Raw genomic sequence first — 26,386 nt, 5'->3', positions numbered from 1 at the left:
ATTTGAAATCTATTATTGTATTTTTTTTAATGATTTGATAGTGAAGAAAAAGTGCTATTTCTTCACTATCAAATCTCTTGAAATTATTTTTTAATCAACCAGCTTTCAACAGCTCTTGAAAAATCTGCTACATCAATAGGATGTCTGCTTGTGATAATGTTTCCGTCAGTTACAACGGTTTCTTCTAAAACAATTCCACCCGCATTTTTTAAATCTGACTGAATGTTCCAGTAACCTGTTAATTTTCTTCCTTTCAAAATATCAGCAGATGCCAATACTACCGGAGCGTGACAAATAGCTGCAATTAATTTTCCTGATTTATTAAAATCCTGAATAAATTTTATCACATCTTTATCATAGCGAAGATTATCCGGATTCCAGGCTCCACCGGGAATAAATACAGCATCATAATCACTTACTTTAATCTGATCTGCCGTGCGGTCAAATTTTATCCAGCCCACTGGCTGTAAGTACTGAATAGCCATTACATGTGTTTTTGACATTTCAGGAAATGCAAGCCCGTATCTTTCAGGAGCCGGATTGAATTTTGGAGAAATAATCTCTACCTCTGCTCCCAATTCTTTAAAATACCAAACCGGACCTGTCAATTCAATTTCCTCAAAACCGTCTGCTACAAGAACAGCTATTTTTTTTCCTTTAAGAACCGTTTTGTCTTTTACGGGAGTAAAAAAGAAAGCTTTTAAGGCTTCGTTTCCTGGTGCGTTCAATAATTTTGTTACGGGCATATTTACCACTGCCGATTGAGTAGATAATTGATTTACAACTTCTAACTCATTAGAATAATTTGTTTTCATTTCTTTAGTTTTTACTGTTACCTGAGCTTCTGCGTTTGATAGTGCAAATAGACTTACTATACTTGCTACAATGATTTGTTTACTTGTTTTCATTTTTCTTTAGATTTAATTGTTACTTGTTCTGTTTAAAATTGTTATTCACGAATAAGCGGTGCAAATTCGATAAGGTTGTGAATTCCGTCCTGAAAAGGCTGTTTTTTTATACTCGTATTCAGATAATCAAGTACAGGTTGAATGGGCGGAAAATTGAGATGGTACTGAAAGGCTTCATTACTTCTAAATTTTTCAAAAGTCACAAACTGGGTTTTATCACTATCTAACTGAGATAACTGATAGGTTACGACGCCCGGTTCGCTTCGAAATTCTGGCATTGCAATGTGATAAACATCTTTGAAGTTTTCCTCTGTGCCTGCCTTTGCATCCACAAAAAGCATAATGGTTAATTGCTTATCTTCTGCTTTGCTGGCTCTTCGCCATTCCTGCTTAGAAATAGGTTCTAAATCTTTTACGCTGATTACCTTTTCAGGCTTTGCCAATGCAGATTTTTCTAATTGTATTACTGCTTTTGACTCTGAATTTTTCCTGAATTTATTCAGTTTGTTTTGATTTGTCCAACGCTCGAATAACCAAATAACTGATTGATTATCTTGTTCAAAATAAGCTTCTGCCATAATATTACTATCATCTGAAAGCGATTTTAGAACATAGTCTCTTATGGCTTTTTCAAATTTTTGCAGATATTCCTTCTTTACCTCGTAACGAGTAATTTTAGCCACTATAACACTTTCTTCAAGTTTAGCTGAAGTTTGTGCGCTTGCAAACGCACTTGCTAACATAAACAGCGTTGTAAAAATTACTAACGCTCTTTGAGAAATAGAGAGATTTGTTTTTGCTGTCATAATTTTAAATATTTAAGGATTATTATTTTTAAAGATTACTTGCTGATAATGATCTTAATTATAAACCAAAATTACTACCACAACCAGCCTCGCACCAATGAGGCAAATCACTAAAAATGTGTGATCGAAATCACTTTCAATAATTTCAGATTAATGATTTTTCTTTTTGAAGATAAAAACGCCCAAATAATGAAACAGTAAACCCACAGCCCATGCTGAAGTTTGCCATAATGGCCATAAATAAGTTCTGCTGGTAAAAAACCATATTGCCCAAATGATCGGAATCGTTAATACAAATACCAATAAGTGAATTCTAAAACCTTTTGTTGGGTTGATTTGAGCAACTGTGTGCCCGTTTGCTAAATTTTTCATGATGTTTAATTTTTATTGTTGATTGTTATTATTTAAGTTGTTTTCCTAATTGTTCTACTTTTTTCAACCACTTATTTCTTTGGTTTTCTGTTGATTTTCTCATAAAACCAAAAGTTGAAAATTTGACAGGATCAAATCCCACGTAGCCAAAAACAATGTCTTTGAGAATTTGATATTGTGATGCACGATAGATGAGGTAAAACCACCATTTTGGTGTGTCCATCGTAACGAGGAGTCTTAAGCTTTTTCCTTTTAAGAGTTTTTCGGGGAATATTTTTCCTGAGTGATGTTTGAATGCGAAGTCCGGAAGTAGAATTCTGTCTATAAATCCTTTGGTAATAGCGGGCATGAAACCCCACCAGTTTGGATAAGACAAAACAACGTGATCTGCCCACAAGATAAGTTCCTGTGATTGTACTAAATCTTTTTCGAGTTCTAAAGTTTCTCCGTTTTTATATCCGTCAGAAAGATTTACATCAAAATTTAATTTAGATATATAAATCGTTTTGCAGTTTGCTCCTGTAGTTTCTACTCCTTTTCTGTAAGCGTCTAATAATGCATTACAAAAAGAATTTTCAGAAGGATGCCCTAGTATAAGTAAGATATTCGTTTTCATTGCAGTTTCATTTAATTTGACACTGCAAAGATTTTAAATAATCAAAAGGTACTCCTGACACAAATGTGTCAAAAACTATTTATGGGCTAATTTTTGACGAATTCTTGTAAGTGACTGTCTTTCAATTCCCAAAAAACTGCAAAGATGAGATACGGATATTCTGTTAAAACAAATCTGAATGGCATTTTATAAAATCGAGATAACGCTCTTCGGCAGTTTGAAATATAAAACTTTCAATACGAGCCTGCTGGCGTTTTAAAATTTCTTCGGCAACTAATCTTCCATATTTTTCAAAGCCCGATAAGTTTTCATAGATCCATTGTAAATTTTCATATGAAATGCAAACCATAGTGGTTGGTTCTAAGCATTGAATGGAATATTTGCTTGGCTGTTGTGTTATAAAAGCAGGATAATGCGTTGCGTAATCACCTTTGGCATAAAAACCTACGGTGATTTCATTTCCATCATTGTCGATAAAAGAAGAGCGCACTAAGCCATTGGCAATAAAACCAATTGCTTTTTGAACTTTGTTGATAGGAACAAAAAAGTCTTTTTTATTTAATTCTTCAATTGTAAGTTTTGAAGCAAACACAAAAAGCTTATCATCAGTAATATCAGGGCAAATTTCCTTAACTGATTTTAAAAGTATTTCTGCTCCTGATTCCATTTTATGATTTATTTTAGATCAAAAAATTATCTACGAATGTTGGTATAATCGACTTAATGTTTCGCGGCTTACGCCCAGATATTCAGCAATTAATTTTTTTGGGATTTTTTGCAACAGACTTGGATATGATTTGGCAAACTCTTCATAACGCTGTTGCGGATTACTGGATAAAAGCAATTTAATTCTTTGTTGTAAAGCAACATATCCATTTGTGAGTTTTATTCTGAAAAAATGCTCCATCTGATGAAGATCAGCCGCTAATTTTTCTCTTGAATCGAGTGTTAAACAAATCACTTCTCCATCTTCAAGGCATTCAATATACATTTCTGCTTTTTGCTGTTTAAAAAAAGCATAATAATCAGACATCCACCAGTTTTCCTGAGCAAACTGAACAATATATTCCTTGCCCTGATTATCCAGATAAAAAACTTTATAGATACCGGATATGGCTAAAAAATCATATTTCACCTCATCTCCTTCATGAATTAAATATTGGTGTTTACGTACTTTTTTTACAGAAAAAAAAGATTTGATATATTCAAATTCTTCATCAGTAATTGGTGTTATTGCTTCTATATGTTTACGTAACTGCTCCATAATTTTGATAAAGTTCCTTAACAAAAATAAAGAAAATTAGCTTATAACTATGTAGACATAAAGGCATTACTTTTAAAAATTAAAATGAAGTAAGAGATTTTCAAAAAGCAAAAAAAAAACTCCATACGAAATGGAGTTTTATAAAATTTAAATGTGTTTTGTTTCAATTAGCAAAAAATGCTATTTTTTTGGAGTTTCTCTGTCTCCCGGAGCCGGATCCCCATCTTCATTACCTTCATTGTTTCGGGTTGTGCCTCTTGTTCCGGAATTTAATGATGTACTGTCTCCTGCTTTTATAGCATCAGAATCTGTTGTTGTAGAAGTTCCTGAAGGAGAATTTGTTTTACACGAAAAAGTTAGTGCCATTAATAGAATAAACACTAATAGTTTGAATTTGAATATAGTTTTCATAATGCAATTTTTTAAGTTTATATAAAGCTTTTTCAAATTTACTTAGATAGAAGTTTTTTTTGTTTCAATATTTTAACTTTTTGTTACACAATTAAATACAAATTAAAACATTATAATTTTTAGAATCAAAACAGGTATTTTTACCTTAAATCAAACACTTTAAAAAGTGTATTTTTGAAATTACTAAAAAATTAAACAATCAACCTCAAACATAAACCACCAAAAAACAATGCCCTGGACTATTCTTGAAAAATTATGGGAACGTACTTTACATCCTTCCGGCCATACTTCTGCAAATACCCAAACTTGGGATAATGAAATTAAAATCTTGTATCAATTGGGTATTAGTATAGAAGATGCTTTGCAGTTTTTGTATTTTGAAAAACCTGATTTTAAAACTTTTAAAACCTGGATCGTCAATAGGCAGAAAACTGAAAACACTGGGATTAACAATTTTGAAGACAAAGTACTTTCTGAACAGGATCTTCAATTTTGGAATAAAAACGGTTATGTTATTGTAAAAAATGCTATTTCAAAAGAAGATTGTAAAGAAACCCAACAAGCCATTTGGGATTTCTTAAAAATGGATCCCAATGATAAACAAAGCTGGTATAAAAGACACGAGGATCAAAAAGGATTAATGCTTAATTTTTCGAATCATAAAACTTTAAACAAAAACAGATTTTCTACAAGAATAAAAAAAGCTTACGAGCAACTTTATAAAACAAACAAAATATACAAAACGATAGACAAAGTAAGCTTTAATCCTCCCGAAACTGAAGATTTTCGTTTTTTAGGAAGTCCGCTTCATTGGGATACCAGTTTAAAACAGCCCATAAAATTTGGATTGCAGGGACTACTCTATCTTAGTGATTGTGGTATTAATGATGGTGCTTTTCATTGTGTTCCGGGATTTCATAATATTATAAATGATTGGCTAAATGATCTTCTGCCAAATGAAAATCCAAGAGAAAAAGCTTTAACCTTAAAAGCTGAACCCATAATTGGCGAGGCCGGCGATTTTATAATCTGGAACAATGCGCTGCCACATTGTGCAACACCAAATAAGGGCGAAAAGCCAAGAATGGTTCAGTATCTTACCTATTTACCAGATGATTATGATACTTATGGAGAATGGCTGTAGCTATTTCAAAAGTTTTTTATTTCGGCACAATAAAGGATAACAACTTCATCTTTTAATTAAAAACAAAATGACATTTTGAACAAAGTAAAATGACATTTTGAACAAACTCACTACTTGAACTTACCGATAACTTTGTCTTATAATAATCAACTAAATATTATAAGAAATGGAAAGTAATAATTATCAGGGAGCAATGCAAAATCCGGTTGGTTCTGGATTTAATGCACAATCAACAACAAATGATGTAATTAAAGGAATTGATCTTACAGGCAAAATTGCTATTGTAACCGGCGGAAATACAGGCATTGGTTTAGAAACTGCCAAAACTCTTGCCTTTGCCGGAGCAACTGTAATAGTGCCTGCCAGAGATATTGAAAAAGCAAAAAAGAATTTACAGAATATGCCCAATATAGAATTGGCAGAAATGGATTTGATGAATCCTGATTCTATAGATGCATTTGCACAAATTTTTTTGCAGTCAGAAAGACCTTTGCATTTACTTATTAATAATGCAGGTATTATGTGGGTTCCTTTTCGAAGAGACAATCGTGGTATCGAATCGCAATTGGCTACAAATTATTTAGCTCAGTTTCAGCTTACAGCGAGATTGTGGCCTGCATTAAAAAAAGCCAATTCTGCACGGGTAATAAATGTATCATCGCAAGGACATCAATTTGCTCCTTTCAATTTTGATGATCCTAATTTTCTATACAGAGAATACGAAACTTTACAGGCATACGGACAATCAAAAACAGCCTGCAATTTATTTGCTCTTGAGTTGGATAATCGTGGTAAAGAATTTGGTGTAAGGTCTTATTCTCTTCACCCGGGATCTATCAATGGAACTGAACTTGGCAGGGAAGCATCATTAGAATTATTTCAAAAAATGGGTTTCTGTGATGCAAATGGTGCTATTTTGCCTGAGATTTTAGCCAACTTAAAAACGATTCCACAAGGGGCTGCAACAACTGTCTGGTGTGCCACAAGCGCTCTTCTTGATACTGTTGGAGGTGTTTACTGCGAAGATGTTGAGGTCGCTCCTATAGCAACAGAAACATCAATATCATCTGGTGTAAAACAATATTCGCTAGATGAAGATAATGCCAAACGTTTATGGATACTTAGTGAAAAAATGAGTGGAATTACATTCAAGGTTAGCTAATTAAATTAAAATAATGTTGTCGGCATTACTGGCGGCAACATTATTACAAATATAATTTTAGTAAATTTGGTAATGTGTTCTCCAAAAAACTATTGATTTAACCTCATCCTATTTTTAAAAAACGAATTATCACAGACAAATGGAATTTGAGGCAAAATATATTACTCCGGACATTAAACTTTCTTCTTATGAAGACAAGTTTTTTAAATCAGATATCATATTCGATCAGCATATGCTGGTATGGTTTATTTCGGGGGAAACAAAAATTGTTCAGGCAGATACTATTCACATTTTTAAAAAAGGAGATATTTTTCTTATTCCCAGAAATCAATTGGCCACTATTATCAATTATCCAAAAGATGGTGAGCCGCACAAAACGGTGGTAATGCATTTAACTACTGCCAGACTTAAAGATTTTTATGCAAATCTCGATATTAAGCCCAAAACTTCAATCTCTCCAAAAATAAACTATTATAATAATCATCCCTTATTAGAAAGCTGTCTTACTTCATTGATTCCGTATTTTGATATGACAGCACTTCCGGAAGATATTGCTTCACTCAAAATAACCGAAGCGATCACTATTTTGAGAACTATTGATAAGGAAATAGATACTATTCTCGCAAATTTTGAGGAACCCGGAAAAATTGATTTAGTACATTTTATGGAACGCAATTTTATGTTTAATATGCCATTAGACCGTTTAGGATATTTAACCGGCCGCAGTTTATCGACATTTAATAGAGATTTTAGAAAATACTTTAATACTACTCCTCAAAAATGGCTTACTGCAAAAAGATTAGAATTAGCACATTATGAGCTAACAAAAAACAAGAAAAAAGCCATAGATGTTTGCTATGAAGTTGGCTTTGAAAACCTTTCTCATTTTTCTTTTGCCTTCAAAAAACAATTTGGTTATACTGCCACAGAATTAGTTACTGCCAACCTGGATGTATTGACTAAAAATGGAGATTTGATTGTGTAAAACAAATTTTCGCTTATCTCTTTCATAGCAGTAGATCGCGCGACTATTATATTCTAAAACAATGTTTAACAATACTTTATAATCGGTTTTTTTTCAAAATATTATATTTTATCTGAACAATAAACTCTAAATATTCCAAATTTTAATTATCTTTAAATCCTCCCCAATTTTATAAATCGTTTCCTTGCTATTACAATTATGACCAACCAAAAACCAAAAGATATGAAGTGGTTCAACAATTTAACGCTCGAAAAAATTAGAGGAAAATTTTCAAAATCTATTACTGCCGGCGAAGAATCTGTTCATTTTGAAAAAGGAAAAGAACTTTATGCCGCAAACCAGTTTCAAGAAGCTATCATTCATTTAGACAATGCTATTAGCTCAGGTTCTTATCACGAAGCTTACAAATTAAAAGCAAATTGTCTGCAAAAAATGGATTATCATTACAATGCGATCGAAGATTTTGACAAAGCAATTGAAGCGAATCCTCTGGACTTTTCAAGCTATTATAGTCGCGCGGTTTCTAAAAAAGCTATTTTTGATTTTACCGGACAAATTGAAGATCTACATAATGCCATTTACTACTATAAAAAGAATACAATTTTAGAAAATTCGATATTAAGATCGTTTGAAAGTGATCTTTTATTTGCTAAGATGAGCATTGACGGACTAACAAAAAATGCTGCCGAAATTGCCAAAATTCCTGCTTTGGAAATTAAATCCCTTATCTCAGATTCATTACATCTTATCAAACAGGTAAAGTTAAAAAATGCAGCTCTGAAATAGCTATAAAAAAAATAAGCCCTGAAATTCAGGGCTTATTTTTTATTTTTTCTTTTTCGATTTTGACTTCGATTTTTTAGCTTTCTTTTTAGCAATTTTTTTCGCTTTTACTTTATCTTTTGCTTTTTTCGCTTTAGCTTTCTTTTTCGCTTTAGCTTTTTGTTTTGCTTTTTTAGCTTTGTCTTTCTTTTTATCCAGTTTCGCTTTTTCTTTTTTCTTAGCTACTTGTTTTTTCTTTTTCTCTTTTTCTTTTTCCTTTTCTTTCATCTTTTTATTCTTCTTTTTAGTATTAGATTTATCTCCTTCTTCTGAAACAATTTCCTCAGTTTCTGTTGAAACTTCAGGAGAAATCGCTTCTTCTTTTTGTTCTGCTGTTTCTGTTGTTGAAACTGTCGATGTTTTAGCAACTTTAGCAGCGGGTTTCTTTTTTGTATTTGCAGGTTTAGTTTCAGTTTCCTCGGCAATTATTTCATTTCCTGCTTCAACATTGGTTGTGTTTTCATCAGTAGTAATCAAATTGCTATTTTCTGTTTGGTCCTGAGTGTTTGTAATGTCTTTTTCTTTCATGCGGCATGTATTATTTTAGGATTTTACGTGGTTTTTAGCATTAAAGTTATCTTTACTTTATTTTAATGTTATCAAATTATTAACAAATATACTGTTAATACACATTGTCCAATGTTAAGCTTTTAGTTTGAGTGAAAGCTTAACATTGAAAAACTTAAATAATTGATAATCTGAGTATTTATATTTTATTACAAACTTCTTTTTTGGCTTTAAAAGCAATCAAAATTAAAAGAGATATAAGAAATATTATAACATTTATATCATGATATAAATAAATTTTGAATAAAAACAAGAGGTAATCCTGAAAAAGGTCAAAAAGACAAAAACCACTTAAAAATTTTAAATGGTTATTCAATTAATTGATAGTATCATTTTCGTTTTGCATCGCCGGCATTAATTTTCGGATGCTTTTGTTGATAATGCTGCGTGTAGATTTTTTCTTGAGTTCATAATCTCGGGTGCATTTCTCCAATTCGCCAAATAAGATTTGGAACTTGTCATAAAGCAAGTCAAGTTCTTCCATTGCCTTTCTTGTTTTTACATCTTCTGTCTCTCCTATTTTGTCGCCGGCAATTTTTGACATGTACTCAAATTTACGGAATGCGGCCAATAAAATTCGATGTTCTGCAGAACTTATTCCTTGCATAGTAATTCTGGATATTGAATGGAAATTTTAATTTACGGAGTAACCAATAACGGATCGGCATCGGTATAAACTTTTGAAAGCGGTAATGCGTGCGATTTTACCATTTTTGCTTTGCCTGCGTTTCCTGATATTGCATTTATAGCTGTATTTAATAAAACTTCAGAACGATTTCCTAACGCAAAGACTTCAGGGTTTTCAACTTCATCTGCATTAATTGAAGGATTTATTCCCGCAGAATAACCTCCTTCGTGCTTTGCATTAAATAATTTATAGATAGAAGGATATAAAACCCATCCTTTTTTGCCCGAAATTCTGTCATCTTCTACAGGAAATCCCGCAACGTCTTTACCAACCGTTTTCTCGCCTATTGTAATTACATTTATAAACGGGCTTAAATTGTTTATGATTATTTCTGAAGCCGATGCTGTATGTTTTCCGCATAAAATATATACTTTTTGAATATTTGGATGCGTGTTTTTAAGCGCTTCAAAGGTTATACTTTTTTCATTACTTTCTAATGCCTGCTGAAAAGACTGTTTTACAACGCCACCGTTTTTATTTCCTTCAAACTCGATAAACAAATCACCTGATTTTATGTTGGGAGCCAAAATAATACTTAACGCTGTTGCCGAAGCTATATCTCCTCCGCCGTTGTAGCGAAGGTCTAAAACTAATTCTGTTATTTCTTTATTTTTTAATTCCTGAAAAGTCTGCAGGAATAATTGTGCCATACCAACATCAAAATGCGGAATTTGGACATAACCAATTTTAGTGCTTCCTTCTGTAACAACCTGGCTTAAAAGTGGCTGCGAAAACGAAAAACCCTGAGAAATAGCAACTTGTTTTTCATTGTAAAATCCCAACTGAGCTGAGTATGAAATTAATTTCAAATTTAATTGCGTTGCTGCTGTCATATTTTTGTAGAGGCTGTCGTAATTATTTAAAGTTAATTCGACACCGTCAATACTTGTTATTAATTGCCCTCTTGCCAAACCATTATTTTTGGCCGGGGAATCATACAAAGCATATAAAATTACGCCGAGAACCTTGCCCTGATATTCCATAAACGAAATATCAAATCCAAATTTTTGTCGCAGACTTTTTGGGGCTGTTTCCGGTAAAGCGGGATGCATCGCATACGAAAAAACATCATCAGTTTTTAATAACCTTGCAAAATACTCTTTGGGATTTACTGATAAATCGCCCTGATTTGGCATTGCATCATTCCAACGGTAATATTTTTTCATTTGCCCGTACATCCATTCATTGGTGTATTCATTTGTACCTTCTGTGTAAACCTGCTCCGGATCATCTGAAGAGCAGGAAGAAAGAATGATAACTTCTATCAAAAGAATAATACCATAAAAAAGATAGCTTAACGCTTTATTTTTCATTTTAAAATCTATAAATATGAATTCAATTTTATTATTCCTGATATTATTTTATTTATTTAAAAACAAAATAATCAACCAAATTTAAATTTCCGTCTACGCTGGCAAAAGCACCGCTTGCATCTGGTTTTTCATCTAAAACTATTAGTTTAGATTTGTTAACAGACATGGTTAAAATAACGATAACTTTTTTTCCCGGAACGTACGATTCTGTTGTTCCGTGTTTTACCAATTCCATTAAAATTGTAGGAGGCGAACTATACGGAAATTCAATAAAAGAACTAAATTGATCTTTGTTGATATTCTCAACTTTACCAATTGTCTGGCCGTTAATTTTACGCAGGATTCCGTCAAGATTTCCTTCATATCCACTTTTAGAATATAAATTTTGTGTTGGAAATATAAACTTATAACCCGTATTTCCTGTTTTACTTAAAACGCCTGGCTTTATTGCTGAAATGTTCTCTATCCAGATGTTTTCTTTTGCGAAAAACGAAATTGTATCAATGGTTTTTTCCGCAGTAAAATTATAGCTGCGAAAAACCTTTTTCGTTACTTTATCCGTTATTTCAAAAGTTTTTGCTTTATCCCCAAAATAAACTAACTGATACTCTGTCTCAATTTTTTTTGTGAAAGCCGTTTTTTTATCTTTCTCTTTCCCTATTTCAATAAGTTTTCCGTTTACATTTATTTGTATAGAATCATTCAGGGCGCTATAACCTGTTATAACGATTTTTCCGGGTACATTGGTTTCTGTACCATAATACGGAATCAATTCGTCATTGTTACAAGATTCAAAAAATGCAATTATGATAGAGAAAATTAATACTCTTGTCAAGATATTCTTCATATTCAGTTTTATTTATTGTAAAGGTTTTAGGTATCGGAAATCATAAAAATTCCAAATTTATTTTTTGATGAATTTTAATTTTTTAGAAACACCATTGTTAGACACTGCAAGGAAATAAAAGCCTTGTGGTAAATCGCTAACTGATAAATTTTCTGGTTTATATGGAGATTCTTTAACTAAAATTCCGTTTGCATTATAGATTTTTAATGCTGTTTCTTCGTTTTGAAATTGTTCTGCCAATTGTAGTTCTAAACTTTCCTGAACCGGATTTTGGTTTATTCTGCAAATCTGAGATTCTAGTGTTATATCATCAACTCCTAAAAGTGATTCGGCAGTAACAGATATTTTATCAATTTCGTAACCAATAAAATGTATATCTTTAATAGTTCCTAAAGCTATGTAAACTGCAGTTTCACCCTTAAACTGCGAAATATCAACTGTATAATCTTTAAACTCTGCTTCATCAGGTGTTGCTCTTTCTAAAGTTACTGTATTTATAAGTGTAAAAGAAGCGGGATCCGGCGAAGTGGAGCCATATACAAATAAACTTTGAGGACTGTCATAAATACTAGTTTGTGCATGTAGTATTAAGGATAGTTTTCCAGAATAAAAGGAAGCATCTATGGCAGGTGATATTGCAAAATTATCTTCGTTAGTTTCAAGTGGAATCCCTCCATTCGCTAAATCAATATTATAAGTACCTAAAACATCAATAGTACCGTCTATAACAGCATTTGTTTCTGTATCAAACTGAATGTTTTTTCTTGCAAACCAATTACTTCCATTCCCATCTCTGTCTAATAAAGTCCAGTCAGAAGCATCAGCATCATCAAAATCATCTTCCCATATTGTAAATTGAGCAGATGCTATTGTTGTCATCATTATAAATAATACTAAAAGTAGATTTTTTTTCATTTTTTTTAAATTTTAAATTTTATTTTAAAACATGGGCAGATACAGATCTGCCCATGTAGTTTTAATAATTAACCGCTGTATAAATTAAAAATTAGTAAACTTTGTCCAAGTATTAGTCCAAAGAGGTTCGGTTCTAAATGCACCTGTATTACCTGTTAAATTAAGCACGCCATCATTAAAGAAAGGCTGTGTAAGACCCCATTTTGGAGCTGGATTTGCAGTTGAAATACTTGTACCCAAACCTGAGAAAGTTGTTCCTGTTGGCAGAGCTACATTATCAAACCCGTGGATTGATACTCTTAAATAAGAAGAACTAGCCTGAGTTGATGGAGCTTCATATCTAACTCCTGTGTTATATCCTGTAACGGTTGCATCAGTTAAACTTATTTGTCCTAATCTGCGTACGTGAATAGCATTTTCGTATAAATCAGCAACTGTAGTTGAGCTTACACCAATGATTGACAATTGATTAAGAACAGGACGTGTAATGATACCAGTTGTAGCAGGTGTTCCTGAAGCATTATTATCTAACTCAATACCGTTAGAATCAGGATTTCCGCTGCTTAAACTGTGGCTGGAATTACTATCTGCAATTGCAATCGCTTTTGTAATTGTACCTGTATAACCAAAATCGAAATCGAAGTTATCATCATCCGGTGCAAAAGAAACTAAATGTGTAGCACTTACTGTTCCTCCAAAAAACTCAAATGAGTCATCTCTACCGTATGATACCTGAATGTGGTTAACTGTTGTACCAGAACCAACTCCACCAAATGTTAATCCGTTGATTTCTATATCAGGAGAAGTAGTTATAATACGTCCTGCAAATTCGATACGAACATATTGTAAAGTTCCTGCATTATGAGCATTGTTAGAACCTCCATAGTAAAAATCAGAAACATTAGGCTGATCTCCTAATCCTTCGATAATGTTATTATCCAATCCGTTATTTACAACAGCGTCACCTAATATAACAACACCTCCAAAATCTCCAGGAGTAGCTGTAGTAGCAGCACCGTCTAATAAATTGTAACTTGTAAAAATAATCGGAGCAGTTGCTGTTCCTTGTGCATCAATTTTACCTGTTTTAGTAATTACAAGAACTCCTGTAGCAACTCCTACGGCTAAAGGTTTTGCCTTAATGAATGTACCTGCCTGAATGGTTAATGTAGCACCAGATTTTACACGAACTACACCTTCAATTTCCCAAACTTTATCGCTTGTCCAGGTAGTGTTTGTTGTAATATCACCACTAACAGTTTGTACTGTTCCAGGATATCCACTGTAGTCAGCACCAGCAGCTTTCATAGAAAAAGAAGAATCAGCAGTTGAATCATCATTTTGGCAAGAGCTCACAGCCAGAGCAATCATTGCACATAGAAAAAATTTTTTCATAATAATTTATTTAATGCTATATTTGCTGCAATTACAAACTAGGCCTTTGGAGAGAGCAGCAAAATATCTTTCCTCAGGTCTTTCTCTTTTTTGGTAAAGTTCTTTTCAATAAACGATCCCGCTTTACCATCGGCGTTTATACCTAATATTCCGTCTTTTACTCATAGGATTTTTTTAACGCAGTAAAAGGTTTGCTTTCCATTCTTCTAAAATTTATATCAAATTATTTAGAGAACATCTTAAAGTACTTTATTCCATTTTTGCTTCATGCACTAAACAAAAAAGAAATCTAATACTTACAACTAAATACATTAGCATTTGAAAAATCAAAATATCATCCCCTGATTTTATTGTTAACGGTTTCTTAATATGCATAACAATCACCGCCATAAAGCACCAAAATCTTCCTGATTATTAAATATTTAAAAGGAATAATTAATAGATATACTTATCGTTCTTCCATTTTTTGCTTTAAATAATTCCTGATCAATATCCTGATCGTATTTATCTGTAGCTCCGGCTCCAAGAGCAAATCCCTCCCTTGGGTTAGATCCAATAGGAACGTCTTGTCTCTTACTGTAACTATTAAAGTTGTTGTATGTTTCTATACTGGTATCAAAGAGGTTTTTTAGACTGCATTTTAATTCCAGGTTTCTTTCTTTAAAGAATTTGTAACTCACCTGCGCATCTGTTATACCATAAGGTTTACGAATTTCCTCGGCACCGTATTCAAATCCCACCAGTATATATTGATCACCAACAGCACTATGCTTAATACTAAATCCTAAACGCTCACCCACATAGTCTAAACCAAAATTATAACTGTAAGGCGATTGCCCGTACAACGGTCTGTTTGCCTCATACAGAATACCAGATCCATCTAATCTTTGATACGATCTTACCTTGGTAGAATTTACAGTAGCATTACCGTTAATAAACAAGTTTTTTAGGGTTTGGCCTTCGCCTAAAAAGGAAAGACTTTTATAAAATTCTACTTCAAAACCCCAAAGTTTAGCGTCATAGGAGTTTATGTTATAAACATTTCTTTCTAATGAAGAACTTAGTGCCCCTACACTTTCGATAGGGTCTTTTATATCTTTATGATACACACCAAAGGACAAAATTTCGCCACCGGAAGGAAACCATTCCATTTTAAAATCATAATTATTGGCAACACTTGAAACAATTCCACCGGTATAATTATATATAAAATAGGAACGAATAGGATCAAAATATGGGATGTTCAAACGTTCTGCAAACTGAGGGCGTAAAACAGATCTGTTATACCCTAATCGAACATTCATTTTATTAGTAGGGCTAATAATTAAGCTGGCTGAGGGTAAAAACTGCCATAACTTATCATCTTTTTGTTCTTGTTCAAAACTACCAGAATCTATAGACTGACTTTCAATTTGCGTGTAAAGGTAACTTTCTGCTCTGGCGCCCCAGACAAAGCGTACAAAGCGCCCCATTTTATTGTCAAGCATTAAAAACGGCGAATGTACTTTGATATCTCCAACATATTGATTACCATATTTAAAGCCGCCAAACCAACCATAACCACCGTAGTAATAGTTTGATCCGTCTAAAAATTCTTTCAGTGAACCATAAATATTTCCTCTGTCAGTTTCCTGACCAAAGGTTTCTAATTTAACGGATACCTGTTGATTGGTTGCTCTTTTATAAGTCCCGAAGTATCCGGCTTTGATATCGTTTGTAAAAGAATCACTAAAATTAAATGAGTATTTAAAATTAATTGCAGCGTTATAATCAATCTCATCATTTTTAAAATTACTTCTTCTAATATTTTGGGTTGCATTATAAACATCGTAATAAACTAGTATATCGTCACCAATTTTTCTTCGATCCATATTTATAAATGTGGCGTCTTTAGTGTCTTTTGTAACATTTCCGTAAGCACCATACCAGTTGATTTCAAGCTTATTAAACTTGTGGTTTCCTTCAATTTTATTCTGAATAAAAGTCGTATAAACCGGATAATTAGTCTCTGCTGTTCTGGCCAATGTAGTTTTATCCAATATATCATCAATAGGAACTCCATTATCCCAGCCTGTAATTTGGGTTAATTGACTGTTATAAATGTGCATTACAGTATTACGGCTTGTAATTTTATGATTATCAAACTGAATTGCCGCATTAAACATTCCGCCCAAAGTTGAATTAAAATTATAAGTGGCTCCGGAATTCTTAAACCCGTATTTGTTAAAGGTAGAATATGCTACAGTTTCGTTTTCTGCAGAAAACTCTGAATTGCTTTTGTATTTCCCTCTTTCTGTATGCTCTATATCTAATTTTTCCTGTGTATTCTTAAAAATTAAAGACCCTGTAAATCCCCATTTGTTATTGTCCTGTAATTTATAATTTCGTCCAATACCAAATTGAAGTGTAGTACCGGGAGCCGCATACGTTTTATAAGTAGTTAAATTATCCTCTGTAAATTGTTTTGATTCGCGGATAGAAATATTCGGATCTGCTGCATCACTTTTTACATTTTGCGCAGTAAGATTGTCAGCACTGGGAAAATCACGTCTTCCATCATCAAATCCCCAATAATCATAGTCGCCTTCCTGTTTTGTAAGTCGTTCTTTAAACGTGCTTCTGCTATTGTATGAAGTACTGATAGAAAAATTGGTAAAATTTTCTTTTGGAATGTCCTTTGTTTTTATCTCCACATAACCTCCGGCAAAATTCGCGTACATATCCGGAGTGGCCGATTTGCTCACCACAATACTTTCTACAATCGAAGTTGGAATAATATCAAAAGAAAAGTTTTGCTGATAGGCATCTGTACTCGGCAGGGCAATTCCGTCCATAACAGCCTGATTCCATCTTTCGCCCATAGAGCGCACCACCACATATTTATCGCCCACAGTTGTTACTCCTGTGATACGTTTTAATGAACTTGCCACGTCTCTGTCCGGCGTTCTGGCAATTTGTTCCGCAGAAATACCATCAGAAAATTGAGGCGCTTTTTTTTGCTGCAGCAACATTCCTTCAACCGAAGCCGTCGCTTTTTTATAATCCTGAATAATCACGACTTCTTTCAATGATTGTGTATCTTCTTTTAAGGACACAACCAATGGCGTTTCCTGATCTTCAAGCACTTTTACACCCGTAACTTTTTGTGTTTGAAACGAAATAGCGCTTATCTCGATTGTATAATCACCGGGCTCCAATTCCAGAATATAATTACCATCAATATCAGACTGCACGCCATAATTAAGACCTGCGACTTTTATATTTACACCCGGCAGCGAAAGTCCGTTTACATCAACAACTTTACCCGTTACTTTTCCTTTCTTTTTTTTTTTGCCCGTATCTTTACTGTTTACGGCTATATTATTTTGATTTCTTCTGAAATTTAAATTGGTCATGCTTTGCAAATCCGTCAAAATTTCATCGATAGAAACATTGTCTTTTTTTAATGTAACCAATGGCAAACTCAAATCGAGATCTTTTTGATAGATAAATTGATACGGAGTCTGGGATTTTAAATTATCTATTATTTTTTGAGGCGTAGAATTTTTAAAATCAACCGAAACGGTGCCGGTTTGCGAATACATAGTGTGCGTTCCTAAAAGGAAACCGAAAAACAAAATCCAAATGGCAAACTGCCTGGAAAAATCATTGTTCATAATTGATAATTGTTAGTTTATTAGAATTAATTTTTATATGATATTTTGGGTTAATATTTTAAAATATTGCAATACTTGTCTTGTAGCTCAAAGTTGATTTTGGCTAAAATGTTATTCTAAAATGTTTGTAATTTTATATTTAGTGACTAATGAGATAAGTCTTATTTCCTGTAGATTGAATCTTGATTTCCAATGCAAATGCAATAGTCTGCAGCATTTCATAAAAACCTTGTCTCGTATCCAGCGTTCCCTGCATTTTTAAGTTTCGTAAATCTTCATCCAGATAAGTCACTTCAAAATGATGATCTGTTTTCAACTTCGTAATCACCTCTTCAAGCGTCAAATCATCAACATACATCAGCACTTTTTTCCATTTTGGTTCCAGAACTGTTGTTTTTTCTTTAAACACCATCGAAGTTCCGGCGCCATATACGGCTTTGTCTCCGCGTAGCAGAAAAACAGTATTTTCTTCCGTTTCTACTTTTACTTTTCCGGTTCTCACGTTAACTTCCGGCTGATGGTGATCGTAGGCTTTGATATTAAAAGAAGTACCTAAAACAGTAGTTTTTATAGGTCCTGAGCTAATAACAAAAGGATGCGAAGGATCGCGCTTTACTTCAAAAAAGGCCTCTCCTTTTAAAGTAATTGTTCTTTCTTTTCCTGTAAATTTTTTAGGATATTCAATTTCTGTATTTTCATTCAGCCAGACGCGTGTACCATCAGGCAAATTCAAAAGTCGAATATCTTTATTGAATGTTTTTGTCGAAGCAATTTCAATTTTAGCCTGAGGGATCAAACTATAAACACCAATTCCAAGAACAAATACGGCACAGGCAACAGCTGTCCAATTATAAAAGTTTTTGTATTTATCAACAGTAACATTTCGAATATTCTTCCACATACGAGATGAAGTTTCACCAGGAAGAATTCCTCTGTTTGGTATTGCATTCCATTCGTCTTTTAATCTTTTTGACTTCATTACAATTTAAATGTTTGTTGTTGAAAATTAAACCTAATCTTATCGATACAACTACATTAGATTTCCAATGAATCAAATATCATAGGCTAACATTACTATTAACGTTTTCTTAATGCAAAAGAAGATTTGTAATAACATGACTAAATACTAAAAGACCTGAAATGATGCAAAAAAACAGCAATTTCAATACATTTTAAACTGTAAAAAATAATCGCGCAGAATGTTACGAAATTAGGTTTTGCTGACTCATAAAAAACAACGCAAACCAATACAGTTCATGATTTTGTACCGAATTCTTTTTAAGATACTGCAGTGTTTTCGATATCTGATTTGCAACTGCACTTGGTGACATATTCATTTCAATGGCAATCTCTTTATAGCTTAAGTCTTCAAACCTGTGAAGGTTGAAAATCTTTCTTCTTTTTTCGGGAATTTGATCCAGTAATAATTGTATTTGTTCCAGCTTTAAATCAATATCATCGTCTGATTCTGATGGAGAATCCAATTCTTTAATCAACTGTTCGTTTTCTACAGAAAAAATCCTGTTTTGCTTTTTATACCATTTCGAAATTTCTTGTTTCGAACTTTTAAATAAAATGGCTTCCAGACTTACGTTTGGGTCTAATTTTGCACGATATTTCCAAAGATGAATAAAGACGTTTTGAGTAACATCTTCTGAATCTGCCAGCTGTGCAGTATATTTTTTTACAAAACAAAATACTTTAAAATGATATAAATCGTAGATTTCTCTAAAACAGGAATCATCTCCCTCTCGTAACCTTAATACCAAATTAGAACTCATGATGCAATTTTAATTGTTAAAGAAGACCCTTACAAATGTAAGATAAACGGTTATTGATATTTTTTCGATTTATTCATTTAATAATTTATTAATATTCGCAAATTCTTTTTTGATTTCTGGTGATATTACAATTTCAGTCTCCTTTTGTAAATTCAAAACAATAAAAGATTTTGTAATATTGAGGTCTAATAGTAGTAATTCTGAAAGATGAAAATTCACATTTTTGGTGCCTCCGGAAGCGGCGTAACAACAACAGGAAAAATATTGGCCGAAAAACTTAACCTGACTTATTTTGATAGTGACAATTATTTTTGGGAAACTACAGAACCGCCTTTTACAGTAAAACGAAATCCTGATGAAAGAAATACTACTATAAAAACAGACCTGAATAATCTAAAAAACTGGATTTTAGGAGGATCAATTTTTGAATGGGGAGAAAATGTATTTCCTGATTTTGATTTGATAGTTTTTCTTTGGATTCCTCCTGCTATCAGAATTGAAAGATTAAAGAAAAGAGAATTTGAACGATACGGAAACATTATTTATACTGACCCGGCCAGAATAAAACAATTTGAAAACTTTATAGAATGTGCAACGGATTATGATAACCATACAGGTATTGCAGGCCGGAATTTTAATGCTCACGAAAAATGGCTCAAAACCGTTCCGTTTCCAATTTTAAAAATTTCCGGCGATTTAACTGTTCAAGAAAGAATTACACTTATCCTTGAAAAAATACAAAGTATAAATAATAAACAATGATAATTAAGTAATTTTTTCTGTTAATGCTATAAGACAATTTGTTGCCTTTGAGGTTAATTTTGATAGAAAGCTGAAATTCAGCAATAATAAATCAACTTTAAAAATATCATTATGACAACAGATAGCAACAAATATTACGATCAAAACGAAAATAATACTGAAGAAAACCAAAGTTATGTTGATCAATACCAACAACAAAATATTGGTGACGAAAATACTTTTGAGCAGGAAATGCTTCTAAACGAAGATCAGAATTATTTGGACAATGAGTATTCGAATGCTCTTGAAAGAGACGATCAGGAAGATCTTGAACAAAATTATGACGAAAGCGAATTAAATGAAGATGAGCTTGAAGAAGATGATTTGGAGGAAGACGAAGATGATTTAGATGAAGACGATCTGGATGATGATTTGGTAGAAGATTATGATGAAAATGATCGTGAACCAGAAACTTTTGCAGACGACGGTTATAAAATTGACTAATCCTGATTTTAGAATCGTATGAGTGCAATTGATAATAAAGAAATACTCAAAAAGGCTAACATAGCCATTACTCAGGGTGACAATGAAGGCTTTCTGGCCTTTTGCACAGATGATACTGAATGGACATTTACAGGCGAGCAAACTTTAAAAGGAAAAGAAGCCGTTAGAAACTGGATGAAAACAGCCTACAAAGAGCCGCCAAATTTTGAAGTAGCAAATTTAGTGGCCGAAGATGACTTTGTTATTGCAATTGGCAAAATCAAAATGAAAGATGAAAACGGAAAAATAAAAACTTACGATTACTGTGACGTCTGGAAATTTAGGAACGCAAAAATGGCTCAATTGAACGCTTTTGTTATTGAACCTAAATTCTGAACCTTAATATTCAAAATTGAAAGTCATAATGGATTTAAAATTTCATGCTTTTAATTAAGGTTTAATACTACTTTAAATCTGGTAACGTTTTTTAAACCATCATTTCCTTAATTATTAAAAAACCAATTCTCTTAAAGGCAATAAATGCCAGAATTAAATGTTTATATAAAGAGATTAAAATATTTAAAAAGTATGAAAAAAATATTGTTTTTGATTATCATCATCAGTGTTTCAATGCATGGATATGCACAGGACGAACTCAACAATAAAAATAAACCAATCCAATCTAAAAATTTAGACAATAAAGAAGCAATTCCGCCAACGGAAGAAGCGCCAAAAGCAGATGATCCTACAATTCCAAAAGAACCGGTTACTTTAAAAATTAATCCGGACGAGCTTTTTAATAATAATGTTTTATATAAAAGAGAAGCCAATGTACCGGGAATTTTTTATCGTCGAAATGAATATTTAGGAGGCTTTGTAACAAAATCTATTACATCTACAATTCGTTATAGAGATGCCGCTTTTGTAGATGGCGATAAAATTAAAGTTTACCTTAATGATAAAGTTATTGAACCGGAAGTTTCACTTGATGGAGAATTTAAGGGATTCAAAATAACTTTAGTAAAAGGGATCAATAAAATTGATTTTGAAGCTCTGAATGAAGGTTCTGCCTCGCCAAATACGGCTGAATTTCAGGTTTATGATGATCAGGGAGTAGCTATCGAATCAAGCCAATGGAATGTTGGTAAAGGTTACAAAGCGGTTATTATTTTGTATAAAGAATAAAGTTTACAGTTATAAATATTATTAGTTCAATTAATTAACGGGAAAAAAAGAAAACCTCTTTTATCCCGTTTTTTTCTTTTTACAGGTTTAGGTTTATTTAGAAATGAAAAATATTTTATTGAAAATCAAACAATTATAAATAATTTATTTATTCTTTTTTGTAAATTTGATATTCCCTCTTTACATACAATTCAGCCTTTACAAATTGATTTTTCCTAAAAGCAGTTTGACAAGTAAGCATCGACATCAAGTTTTAATAAAAAATTAAGTTTTTTTTCGTTCACAAAATTACTAACTTAGAAATAGTAATAGAAAAATACTGTTCCTGTTCTAAACATCTGTATTTCTATATTTATCTAAACGAAACAGGTAATCCTGAAAAGCATTACTTAAAAAAAAATATACTTATTTACTGTAATTAAAAAACAAAACTATGCGAGTACCAATCATTCGAAAAAATATAAAATTTACCCCAGATTCTAAAAGAGTTGTTGCACGATATTTTATGAATGGTGAAGAACGGACACAACAAATGGTAAGCCGCATAATGTTGCTTGACGAAAAACAGGTTTTACAAACCCTGGAACAAACACTTCGCGAATTTGCCAGGCGTCACCGAAATATCTCGAATATATTTTTCAAACATTGCGAAAAAATCAGATACATTATCGAAGGAATGCAAATAGACTATGACGCCCTTTCTGTAGATAGAAAAATGCTTATAGGTTCTTTCTGTACAATGGAATATGCTATTGAATCGGCAGCGATTTTCAATCCGTCTATTATCGAAGATTTTGATCAGTCTGGTCTGGAAGCAGGAGCAAAACGCGTTATCATTTCGTTTCGTGCCACAGGCGAAGGTCATATTTCTTCTATAGTTTTTAGACGAGGAATTCTCGATAAAGACAATAATCTGCAGATAATGAAAAATGGTAATAACATTGATAAGGCAGAGATTGAACACAAAAGCTTATACAACAAAGAAAGATTTTTATTAAAGCTTTCAGAAATGCATACGCAGGACAAATATATTACCCAAATCATGCAGGATTTACCGGATGAATTTGAATATGCTGTTTTAAAAAGTATGGTAAAAGATGCCTTGCAAGATCCTTCTATACGTCAGGAAAGACGAACAGCACTTGAAGAAATCATCTGGCTGGCAAATTCCTTTTATGATTTGCAATTTAAACATGATTCTGATATAACAGAACGTGTTATATTTCCAATTTCCGATTCTGAAAGCCGTGGTATTGAAGATGCCCGTTTTGTACGTTTTACAGATGATGACGGTTCTACCCGCGTCATGGCAACTTATACAGCCTATAATGGTCATGCCATACTTCCTAAACTTATTTCGACCGAGGATTTTTATAATTTCAGGGTAATGCCTCTGCACGGTGCTGGTGCTCAAAATAAAAACCTGGCTTTATTTCCAAGAAAAATAAAAGGAAAATATGCAATGCTCTCCAGGATCGATGGTGTTAATAATTACATCATGTATTCTGACAGACAAACACAATGGAACACTCCTATTCTTTTGCAGGAGCCCCGATATACGTGGGAACTGACCCAAATAGGAAATTGCGGATCACCACTTTGGACAGAAGAAGGCTGGCTTGTTATTACACACGGTGTAGGTGCCATGAGATGTTACTGTATTGGTGCTTCTTTATTTGATCTTGATGATCCTTCTAAAGAAATTGGAAGACTTAAAGAACCTTTACTTTCGCCTCTGGAAGATGAACGAGAAGGTTACGTACCCAATGTCGTGTATTCCTGTGGGGCGATTATTCACAACGGTAGTCTTATATTACCTTATGCAGTCTCAGATTATTCGTCGACTTATGCTGTGGTAGATATGGTAGAATTACTGGATGCTTTAAAAAACAGTAATAAATAAAAATATTTCAAACACTAACAAATAAGGCTGTCAATTGACAGCCTTATTTGTTTTTAGGCATTAACGTAATATCCCTTGTTACCTAAAAACATAACTGAAAATCTTATAAAACTTCCCTTTAAACCTGTAAACGTTTTGTTTTTATAGCTAGTAGCTTTGATATCAACCTCTTAAAAATGAATTTATACAGATTTTAAATTTCTCCTGTAAATTCTAAATTCTAAAAAATTACATTATGGATGAATCAAACAATACCTTAAAAAGCTCCAGCATCACTTCGGGTGAAAATGTTTCATTTTGGATTGACTCTGCTCCCATTATTTCTTTTGAAAAACCTGATCAGGATATTCAAACGGAAGTATTGATAATTGGTGGTGGAATTGCGGGATTAACAACTGCTTATAAATTATTAAAAGCAGGTAAAAAAGTAGTACTTGTTGAAGATGGTTTTATTGGCAGCGGCGAAACCGGACGTACAACGGCACATTTAACCTGCGCGCTCGACGATCGTTATTTTTTTCTTGAAGAAACCTTTGGCAAAGAAAATGCAAAACTTGCTGCCGAAAGTCATGTAGCCGCTATCGACGAAATTGAAAATATTGTTACTTCCTTAAATATCGATTGCTCTTTTAAAAGAGTAAACGGTTACTTATTTCTGCATCCCACAGACAAGGAAGAAAATCTGGATAAAGAATTTCAGGCAACACAAAAAGCGGGATTGCAGACTTCGGTTTTAGAAGAAATTCCTGCTTTGGTCAATGCCGAAAAACAACGATGCATCGTCTTTAACAATCAGGCACAATTTCATATACTGAACTATCTTAAAGGACTTGCCGATGCTATCGTTTCTCTTGGCGGAATTATCTACACCGAAGCTCGTGCAGAAGATATTAACAAAAAAGGGGCGAAAGTAAACGGTTTTACTTTTTCTGCAGATTATATCGTGGTGGCAACAAATACGCCCATAAATGATGTCTTAACAATGCACACCAAACAACACGCGTACAGAACTTATGTTATTGGAGCCAAAATTCCGAAAGGGCAGCTTCCCTACTCGCTTTGGTGGGACACCGGCGATCAGGAATCGAAATGGGTTTCTCAGCCTTATCACTATGTTCGTTTGGAAAATTATGATGACGAATACGATTTACTGATTTCCGGAGGTGAAGACCACAAAACAGGTCAGGCCGATGAAGAAGGGATTTCTGAATTTGAAAGATATGAAAGACTTGAGGCCTGGACACGAAATTATTTCCCTATGCCGGATGACATTTCCTATCGCTGGTCGGGTCAGGTGATGGAACCTGTGGATTCTTTAGGTTTTATGGGAAAAAATCCCGGCGATGACAATATTTATATCATTACAGGAGATTCCGGAAATGGAATGACACATACTACAATTGGCGCCATGATTATTTGTGACAGCATTATGGGCATTAAAAACAAATGGGAAGACTTGTATAGTCCGTCAAGAATTACCTTAAAAACGACCGGTGATTTTATAAAAGAAGCAAGCAACATGGCTTCACAATATCTGGACTGGATTAAGGGCTCTGATTTAAAAAACACAGCCGATTTACCAGCGGGAGAAGGTGCTGTACTTTCTTCAGGCTTAAATAAAATTGCTGTTTATCGCGATTACGACAATGCCTTAAAAGCATTTTCTGCCGTTTGTCCGCATTTGGGCTGCATTGTACAATGGAATAATGATGAAAAATCTTTTGATTGTCCTTGTCACGGTTCACGATTTGACGCAGAAGGTATCGTCATCAACGGTCCTGCAGAAACTGATCTATCCAAAATCCATATCAAATAAAAAACATATGAAAGCTATCATACTACTCGCCACCTTAAAAAATAAAGGCAGATCTAACACAGAAATTCTTGTAGATTTTTTTGCTAAATATCTGATTCGGCAAAAAATTGAATTCGAAATAATAAAACTTGTTGATCACAATATTGTTCCGGGAACTTATACGCAAATGGACACAAAAGATGACTGGCCGGATATTTACAACAAAATTCTGCAAGCTGAAATTTTACTATTTGCAACACCCATTTGGTGGAACAATCACTCCTCTGAACTGCAAAGATGCATTGAAAGGCTTGATGAGGTTTACGACATTATTTTGAGCGGAAAAGATTCTCCGCTTGACGAAAAAATTGGCGGTGTAATTGTAACAGGCGATTCAGATGGTGTAGAACATATTACGGGAAATATTGCGAATTTCTTTTGCAGCATTGGTGTTACGGTTCCGCCTTATACTTCACTTGGCGTTATTTGGGAAGGCCATGCCAAAGATGCAAAAAAGACCAAAGCCGAGCTTTTAGAGTACTACAAAAGCACTTATGAAAAAGATGCCCAGGCTATGGCAGAATCTTTGAAAAAAGCAGCAGGCAAAAGCTGATAATACTTTAAATA

General features: G+C 33.3%; 27 protein-coding genes. 11 read left to right on the top strand and 16 right to left on the bottom strand.

Annotation, left to right across the window (positions count from 1 at the left end; translation table 11 throughout):
• Window positions 1-83 precede the first annotated feature (83 nt).
• From RT99_RS04095 to RT99_RS04065, 7 genes are all read right to left on the bottom strand, one after another.
• Complete coding sequence (locus RT99_RS04095; protein ID WP_052483548.1) at window positions 84-908, bottom strand: DJ-1/PfpI/YhbO family deglycase/protease; 825 nt, start codon at window positions 906-908, stop codon at window positions 84-86.
• A 41-nt stretch (window positions 909-949) separates the two neighbouring features.
• Window positions 950-1,714 (bottom strand): putative quinol monooxygenase, encoded by a 765-nt coding sequence (locus RT99_RS04090; protein ID WP_042563466.1) that lies wholly within the window; start codon window positions 1,712-1,714, stop codon window positions 950-952.
• Window positions 1,715-1,864: 150 nt separating this feature from the next.
• Window positions 1,865-2,086: a 2TM domain-containing protein gene (locus tag RT99_RS04085; protein ID WP_042563465.1), complete on the bottom strand. Its 222-nt coding sequence runs from the start codon at window positions 2,084-2,086 to the stop codon at window positions 1,865-1,867.
• A gap of 28 nt (window positions 2,087-2,114) precedes the next feature.
• Complete coding sequence (locus RT99_RS04080) at window positions 2,115-2,702, bottom strand: NAD(P)H-dependent oxidoreductase (RefSeq protein ID WP_042563464.1); 588 nt, start codon at window positions 2,700-2,702, stop codon at window positions 2,115-2,117.
• A gap of 163 nt (window positions 2,703-2,865) precedes the next feature.
• Window positions 2,866-3,369 carry a Crp/Fnr family transcriptional regulator gene (locus tag RT99_RS04075; protein WP_207384879.1) on the bottom strand — a complete coding sequence of 168 codons (504 nt, stop codon included), beginning with the start codon at window positions 3,367-3,369 and terminating at the stop codon, window positions 2,866-2,868.
• Between the two features lie 30 nt (window positions 3,370-3,399).
• On the bottom strand, window positions 3,400-3,966 hold the full coding sequence (locus RT99_RS04070; protein WP_042563463.1) for a Crp/Fnr family transcriptional regulator: 567 nt from the start codon (window positions 3,964-3,966) through the stop codon (window positions 3,400-3,402).
• A gap of 180 nt (window positions 3,967-4,146) precedes the next feature.
• Window positions 4,147-4,377, bottom strand: a complete 231-nt coding sequence (locus RT99_RS04065; protein ID WP_042563462.1) for a hypothetical protein — start codon at window positions 4,375-4,377, stop codon at window positions 4,147-4,149.
• A 229-nt stretch (window positions 4,378-4,606) separates the two neighbouring features.
• Between RT99_RS04065 and RT99_RS04060 the strand changes: the two genes are divergently transcribed.
• The 4 genes from RT99_RS04060 to RT99_RS04045 all read left to right on the top strand — a co-directional run bounded on the left by RT99_RS04060 (window position 4,607) and on the right by RT99_RS04045 (window position 8,454).
• Window positions 4,607-5,521 (top strand): phytanoyl-CoA dioxygenase family protein, encoded by a 915-nt coding sequence (locus RT99_RS04060; RefSeq protein ID WP_042563461.1) that lies wholly within the window; start codon window positions 4,607-4,609, stop codon window positions 5,519-5,521.
• A gap of 166 nt (window positions 5,522-5,687) precedes the next feature.
• On the top strand, window positions 5,688-6,683 hold the full coding sequence (locus tag RT99_RS04055; RefSeq protein ID WP_042563460.1) for an SDR family NAD(P)-dependent oxidoreductase: 996 nt from the start codon (window positions 5,688-5,690) through the stop codon (window positions 6,681-6,683).
• A 139-nt stretch (window positions 6,684-6,822) separates the two neighbouring features.
• Window positions 6,823-7,668, top strand: coding sequence for an AraC family transcriptional regulator (locus tag RT99_RS04050; RefSeq protein WP_042563459.1), 846 nt, complete (start codon window positions 6,823-6,825; stop codon window positions 7,666-7,668).
• A gap of 222 nt (window positions 7,669-7,890) precedes the next feature.
• Window positions 7,891-8,454, top strand: a complete 564-nt coding sequence (locus tag RT99_RS04045) for a tetratricopeptide repeat protein (protein WP_131494895.1) — start codon at window positions 7,891-7,893, stop codon at window positions 8,452-8,454.
• A gap of 39 nt (window positions 8,455-8,493) precedes the next feature.
• Here RT99_RS04045 and RT99_RS25110 read toward each other — a convergent pair whose 3' ends face one another.
• From RT99_RS25110 to RT99_RS04000, 9 genes are all read right to left on the bottom strand, one after another.
• Window positions 8,494-9,018 carry a hypothetical protein gene (locus RT99_RS25110; protein ID WP_042563457.1) on the bottom strand — a complete coding sequence of 175 codons (525 nt, stop codon included), beginning with the start codon at window positions 9,016-9,018 and terminating at the stop codon, window positions 8,494-8,496.
• A 355-nt stretch (window positions 9,019-9,373) separates the two neighbouring features.
• On the bottom strand, window positions 9,374-9,664 hold the full coding sequence (locus tag RT99_RS04035) for a hypothetical protein (RefSeq protein WP_042563456.1): 291 nt from the start codon (window positions 9,662-9,664) through the stop codon (window positions 9,374-9,376).
• A 32-nt stretch (window positions 9,665-9,696) separates the two neighbouring features.
• Window positions 9,697-11,058, bottom strand: a complete 1,362-nt coding sequence (locus tag RT99_RS04030) for a S41 family peptidase (RefSeq protein ID WP_052483546.1) — start codon at window positions 11,056-11,058, stop codon at window positions 9,697-9,699.
• Window positions 11,059-11,110: 52 nt separating this feature from the next.
• Window positions 11,111-11,905 (bottom strand): hypothetical protein, encoded by a 795-nt coding sequence (locus RT99_RS04025; protein WP_042563455.1) that lies wholly within the window; start codon window positions 11,903-11,905, stop codon window positions 11,111-11,113.
• Window positions 11,906-11,962: 57 nt separating this feature from the next.
• On the bottom strand, window positions 11,963-12,820 hold the full coding sequence (locus RT99_RS04020) for a T9SS-dependent choice-of-anchor J family protein (protein ID WP_042563454.1): 858 nt from the start codon (window positions 12,818-12,820) through the stop codon (window positions 11,963-11,965).
• A gap of 84 nt (window positions 12,821-12,904) precedes the next feature.
• Window positions 12,905-14,215: a hypothetical protein gene (locus RT99_RS04015; RefSeq protein ID WP_042563453.1), complete on the bottom strand. Its 1,311-nt coding sequence runs from the start codon at window positions 14,213-14,215 to the stop codon at window positions 12,905-12,907.
• Window positions 14,216-14,637: 422 nt separating this feature from the next.
• Entirely contained in the window at window positions 14,638-17,871 is a 3,234-nt protein-coding gene (locus tag RT99_RS04010) for a TonB-dependent receptor (protein ID WP_042563452.1), read from the bottom strand.
• Window positions 17,872-18,010: 139 nt separating this feature from the next.
• The gene (locus RT99_RS04005) at window positions 18,011-18,850 is read right to left on the bottom strand and encodes a FecR family protein (protein ID WP_042563451.1); all 840 of its coding nucleotides are present in this window, start codon (window positions 18,848-18,850) and stop codon (window positions 18,011-18,013) included.
• A 223-nt stretch (window positions 18,851-19,073) separates the two neighbouring features.
• Window positions 19,074-19,652, bottom strand: coding sequence for an RNA polymerase sigma factor (locus RT99_RS04000; protein WP_042563450.1), 579 nt, complete (start codon window positions 19,650-19,652; stop codon window positions 19,074-19,076).
• Window positions 19,653-19,859: 207 nt separating this feature from the next.
• Here RT99_RS04000 and RT99_RS03995 point away from each other — a divergent pair, with 207 nt between their 5' ends.
• The 7 genes from RT99_RS03995 (at window position 19,860) to RT99_RS03965 (ending at window position 26,372) form a co-directional block, all read left to right on the top strand.
• Window positions 19,860-20,414: an AAA family ATPase gene (locus tag RT99_RS03995; RefSeq protein WP_042563449.1), complete on the top strand. Its 555-nt coding sequence runs from the start codon at window positions 19,860-19,862 to the stop codon at window positions 20,412-20,414.
• Window positions 20,415-20,525: 111 nt separating this feature from the next.
• Complete coding sequence (locus RT99_RS03990; RefSeq protein WP_042563448.1) at window positions 20,526-20,897, top strand: hypothetical protein; 372 nt, start codon at window positions 20,526-20,528, stop codon at window positions 20,895-20,897.
• Between the two features lie 18 nt (window positions 20,898-20,915).
• On the top strand, window positions 20,916-21,272 hold the full coding sequence (locus RT99_RS03985) for a nuclear transport factor 2 family protein (RefSeq protein WP_042563447.1): 357 nt from the start codon (window positions 20,916-20,918) through the stop codon (window positions 21,270-21,272).
• A 192-nt stretch (window positions 21,273-21,464) separates the two neighbouring features.
• Window positions 21,465-22,061, top strand: coding sequence for a hypothetical protein (locus RT99_RS03980; protein ID WP_042563483.1), 597 nt, complete (start codon window positions 21,465-21,467; stop codon window positions 22,059-22,061).
• A gap of 433 nt (window positions 22,062-22,494) precedes the next feature.
• Window positions 22,495-23,964: a glycoside hydrolase family 130 protein gene (locus RT99_RS03975; RefSeq protein WP_042563446.1), complete on the top strand. Its 1,470-nt coding sequence runs from the start codon at window positions 22,495-22,497 to the stop codon at window positions 23,962-23,964.
• Window positions 23,965-24,199: 235 nt separating this feature from the next.
• Complete coding sequence (locus RT99_RS03970; RefSeq protein ID WP_042563445.1) at window positions 24,200-25,780, top strand: FAD-dependent oxidoreductase; 1,581 nt, start codon at window positions 24,200-24,202, stop codon at window positions 25,778-25,780.
• 7 nt (window positions 25,781-25,787) lie between these two features.
• On the top strand, window positions 25,788-26,372 hold the full coding sequence (locus tag RT99_RS03965; protein WP_042563444.1) for a flavodoxin family protein: 585 nt from the start codon (window positions 25,788-25,790) through the stop codon (window positions 26,370-26,372).
• Window positions 26,373-26,386 lie beyond the last annotated feature (14 nt).

This window comes from Flavobacterium sp. MEB061, from assembly GCF_000834715.1.
Taxonomy (GTDB): Bacteria; Bacteroidota; Bacteroidia; order Flavobacteriales; family Flavobacteriaceae; genus Flavobacterium; species Flavobacterium pectinovorum.
This window is presented reverse-complemented; position numbering and strand designations above follow the sequence as displayed.

What these genes read in the sequence shown, in the direction of transcription:
- RT99_RS04075 (WP_207384879.1), bottom strand. Translation starts at nt 3,369, where the DNA reads ATGGAATCAGGAGCAGAAATACTTTTAAAATCAGTTAAGGAAATTTGC.
- RT99_RS03990 (WP_042563448.1), top strand. Translation starts at nt 20,526, where the DNA reads ATGACAACAGATAGCAACAAATATTACGATCAAAACGAAAATAATACT.
- RT99_RS03985 (WP_042563447.1), top strand. Translation starts at nt 20,916, where the DNA reads ATGAGTGCAATTGATAATAAAGAAATACTCAAAAAGGCTAACATAGCC.
- RT99_RS04055 (WP_042563460.1), top strand. Translation starts at nt 5,688, where the DNA reads ATGGAAAGTAATAATTATCAGGGAGCAATGCAAAATCCGGTTGGTTCT.
- RT99_RS03965 (WP_042563444.1), top strand. Translation starts at nt 25,788, where the DNA reads ATGAAAGCTATCATACTACTCGCCACCTTAAAAAATAAAGGCAGATCT.
- RT99_RS04065 (WP_042563462.1), bottom strand. Translation starts at nt 4,377, where the DNA reads ATGAAAACTATATTCAAATTCAAACTATTAGTGTTTATTCTATTAATG.
- RT99_RS04070 (WP_042563463.1), bottom strand. Translation starts at nt 3,966, where the DNA reads ATGGAGCAGTTACGTAAACATATAGAAGCAATAACACCAATTACTGAT.
- RT99_RS04085 (WP_042563465.1), bottom strand. Translation starts at nt 2,086, where the DNA reads ATGAAAAATTTAGCAAACGGGCACACAGTTGCTCAAATCAACCCAACA.
- RT99_RS04010 (WP_042563452.1), bottom strand. Translation starts at nt 17,871, where the DNA reads ATGAACAATGATTTTTCCAGGCAGTTTGCCATTTGGATTTTGTTTTTC.
- RT99_RS04000 (WP_042563450.1), bottom strand. Translation starts at nt 19,652, where the DNA reads ATGAGTTCTAATTTGGTATTAAGGTTACGAGAGGGAGATGATTCCTGT.
- RT99_RS03980 (WP_042563483.1), top strand. Translation starts at nt 21,465, where the DNA reads ATGAAAAAAATATTGTTTTTGATTATCATCATCAGTGTTTCAATGCAT.
- RT99_RS03975 (WP_042563446.1), top strand. Translation starts at nt 22,495, where the DNA reads ATGCGAGTACCAATCATTCGAAAAAATATAAAATTTACCCCAGATTCT.
- RT99_RS04090 (WP_042563466.1), bottom strand. Translation starts at nt 1,714, where the DNA reads ATGACAGCAAAAACAAATCTCTCTATTTCTCAAAGAGCGTTAGTAATT.
- RT99_RS04060 (WP_042563461.1), top strand. Translation starts at nt 4,607, where the DNA reads ATGCCCTGGACTATTCTTGAAAAATTATGGGAACGTACTTTACATCCT.
- RT99_RS04050 (WP_042563459.1), top strand. Translation starts at nt 6,823, where the DNA reads ATGGAATTTGAGGCAAAATATATTACTCCGGACATTAAACTTTCTTCT.
- RT99_RS03995 (WP_042563449.1), top strand. Translation starts at nt 19,860, where the DNA reads ATGAAAATTCACATTTTTGGTGCCTCCGGAAGCGGCGTAACAACAACA.
- RT99_RS04035 (WP_042563456.1), bottom strand. Translation starts at nt 9,664, where the DNA reads ATGCAAGGAATAAGTTCTGCAGAACATCGAATTTTATTGGCCGCATTC.
- RT99_RS04025 (WP_042563455.1), bottom strand. Translation starts at nt 11,905, where the DNA reads ATGAAGAATATCTTGACAAGAGTATTAATTTTCTCTATCATAATTGCA.
- RT99_RS04080 (WP_042563464.1), bottom strand. Translation starts at nt 2,702, where the DNA reads ATGAAAACGAATATCTTACTTATACTAGGGCATCCTTCTGAAAATTCT.
- RT99_RS04005 (WP_042563451.1), bottom strand. Translation starts at nt 18,850, where the DNA reads ATGAAGTCAAAAAGATTAAAAGACGAATGGAATGCAATACCAAACAGA.
- RT99_RS04045 (WP_131494895.1), top strand. Translation starts at nt 7,891, where the DNA reads ATGAAGTGGTTCAACAATTTAACGCTCGAAAAAATTAGAGGAAAATTT.
- RT99_RS03970 (WP_042563445.1), top strand. Translation starts at nt 24,200, where the DNA reads ATGGATGAATCAAACAATACCTTAAAAAGCTCCAGCATCACTTCGGGT.
- RT99_RS04015 (WP_042563453.1), bottom strand. Translation starts at nt 14,215, where the DNA reads ATGAAAAAATTTTTTCTATGTGCAATGATTGCTCTGGCTGTGAGCTCT.
- RT99_RS04020 (WP_042563454.1), bottom strand. Translation starts at nt 12,820, where the DNA reads ATGAAAAAAAATCTACTTTTAGTATTATTTATAATGATGACAACAATA.
- RT99_RS04030 (WP_052483546.1), bottom strand. Translation starts at nt 11,058, where the DNA reads ATGAAAAATAAAGCGTTAAGCTATCTTTTTTATGGTATTATTCTTTTG.
- RT99_RS25110 (WP_042563457.1), bottom strand. Translation starts at nt 9,018, where the DNA reads ATGAAAGAAAAAGACATTACAAACACTCAGGACCAAACAGAAAATAGC.
- RT99_RS04095 (WP_052483548.1), bottom strand. Translation starts at nt 908, where the DNA reads ATGAAAACAAGTAAACAAATCATTGTAGCAAGTATAGTAAGTCTATTT.